General features: G+C 44.9%; 2 protein-coding genes. One reads left to right on the plus strand and one right to left on the minus strand.

All coding sequences use genetic code 11. From position 1 onward, the window contains the following. Nucleotides 1–284: 284 nt before the first annotated feature. Entirely contained in the window at nucleotides 285–1253 is a 969-nt protein-coding gene (locus tag NG821_RS12430) for a hypothetical protein (RefSeq protein WP_252761976.1), read from the plus strand. 96 nt (nucleotides 1254–1349) lie between these two features. Here NG821_RS12430 and NG821_RS12435 read toward each other — a convergent pair whose 3' ends face one another. Then, complete coding sequence (locus tag NG821_RS12435) at nucleotides 1350–1991, minus strand: septal ring lytic transglycosylase RlpA family protein (RefSeq protein WP_252761977.1); 642 nt, start codon at nucleotides 1989–1991, stop codon at nucleotides 1350–1352. Nucleotides 1992–2181: the final 190 nt, after the last annotated feature.

Raw genomic sequence — 2181 nt, forward strand, 5'->3', positions numbered from 1 at the left:
GCATTGCTTAAGTCATCACCTGACGCTCTTTGGGGGCTTCGCACCCCCAGCCGCGAGGCAAACCGCCGCGGTGTTTTTCATGATTTTTGCACCAAGGTGTTTTTGCACTTCTAATTGGAAAGAGCCTATTAATATTCGTAAATATGACTATTCCGCTATAGCAGGTCTTGTATGCTATCACCCTATTGTTTTTTTGGATTTGTCTACTGTTGAAATAAGTAAAAAATTTTGTAGAACAACAAATATTTCACTATCTTTGTCGCATTAATATAGGGGGTAAGAACATGAAAAGGTATTTTATCTTATCAGCATGCACAGCTCTTGTTCTAAGCAGCTGTGGTACCTATGAAGGCCAGGGAGCCTACATGGGGAGTGGTATTGGTGCTATCTTGGGTTCTTCTATCGGTGATTTAGCAGGTGGCTGGAATGGCTCTGACATAGGAACAGTCGTAGGTATGGCAGGAGGCGCTGTTATCGGCGGTGCTATAGGTGCGCAGCAGGACAGACAACGTCAGAGCGGAAACGACCAGATTCGGTCCAATGATCGTAACAATAGATGGAACGGAGATAACGGTGCACAGGGAAACCGCAATGATGTTTACGGCTATGGAAATGGCCGTGATGATTCCTCATCATCTTCCTATGGCAACGGTCAGGGCGACGATGGCTATCAATATGGAAATAGTGACAATCAGAAAGCTATTCCTGATAACAGGAATCAGTCGTCATACGATTATTCTCAGGAAGGTTCACAGGAGAGTGGATTTGATCCTTCCAACAGTGGCGATGACAGGGTCTACGGTGTAGATGGCAATGGCGCTCAGGGCGGTCAGTCCAATGCTCCGGAGACCATATCACCATCGTCAACTTCTGAGGCGTCTAGAATGAACGGTTATGTTTATAACCCTCAGTTGGAGATTCGCAATGCCCGTTTAACAGATTCCAATAGAGATAATATCCTAGGTCCTAATGAGGTTTGCAGGATTACTTTCGAGATCTACAATACGAGCAGTCGGACAATGACGGATATTGTACCGGTGGTCGTGGAAGCAAACAAGAATAGGCATATTTATATTTCTCCCAGTATCCATGTGGAGAAAATAGATCCGGGAAGAGGCATCCGCTATTCGGCTGTCGTGAAGGCTGACGGGAGACTGAGAGATGGGAATGCACGCTTTTATGTGAGTGCAATCCAAGGGAACAGAACAATCTCTAAAGTCAGTGAGTTCAATATTCAGACCCGTTCGGATTAATAAATCTTCTGAGGACAGGTCTCAAATGGAGATCCTTCTACCGCAACTTGATGCGGAATTATAGGCGGGACAATTGAGAAGAAGGATCTGGATAAATTATTTCAACAGACCTTTCTCCCAATGTCTCAGTTTTTCGAACACATTGCGCCAAGAGTTGGATTTCCCTTTTGAGGATTGTTTTTGAAGGTTATCGTTTTTGTCTGTTTCAGCCCTTGCCGTGTTTTTTCCTTTTTGATACCTTTCAGTTCTTCTTGCGCCACTTCTTCCTTTGGCATGTCTAGAAGAGGACTCCCTCTTGCCTGAATTTGCGCTTTCAGAACTTGAGCGGTTTTCCGCCGTCTCAGTTTCCTTCCAATGTTCTATAAAACTGTATCCAGCTTCAGCAACTTCGAAATCTACATCCGGCAAGTTCAGATCGTCATTCGGACGAAAAGGAACAGGATCCTGAACAACTTCTACTTTGACAGTCGCGACACCTTGTCCAATCATCCCGATCGCTTTGGCAGCAGCCCAACTCAGGTCAATGATCCTTTGCCGCCCAAAAGGTCCTCTGTCTATGACGCGTACAATGACCGCACGTCCGTTATTGAGGTTCGTGACCCTGAGTCTTGTGCCAAAAGGATAAAACCGATGTGCGCAGACCAACGAATCATGGTGGAGCCTTTCACCGCTGGCAGTCCGTGCCCCTGTAGAACGCTTGGAATAAAAAGAGGCTTTCCCCCGTTGCTGGGATTGCATGGGGAATATGCTGGCAATGAAAACGAGAACGGATAGGAAAATCCGTAGAATAGAATTGGTGGATAAAATAATATGATTATCCTCAATTGGGTGATTAATAATTTTGAGTATTCCCCGATATTCATTACCTTTGCATCAATTATCAAAACCTCGTCAAAATGAAACTGATAGAATTTTCAAAACGCTTCCC

The organism is Segatella cerevisiae (genome assembly GCF_024054555.1).
Taxonomy (GTDB): domain Bacteria; phylum Bacteroidota; class Bacteroidia; order Bacteroidales; family Bacteroidaceae; genus Prevotella; species Prevotella cerevisiae.

What these genes read in the sequence shown, in the direction of transcription:
- NG821_RS12430 (WP_252761976.1), top strand. Translation starts at nt 285, where the DNA reads ATGAAAAGGTATTTTATCTTATCAGCATGCACAGCTCTTGTTCTAAGC.
- NG821_RS12435 (WP_252761977.1), bottom strand. Translation starts at nt 1,991, where the DNA reads ATGCAATCCCAGCAACGGGGGAAAGCCTCTTTTTATTCCAAGCGTTCT.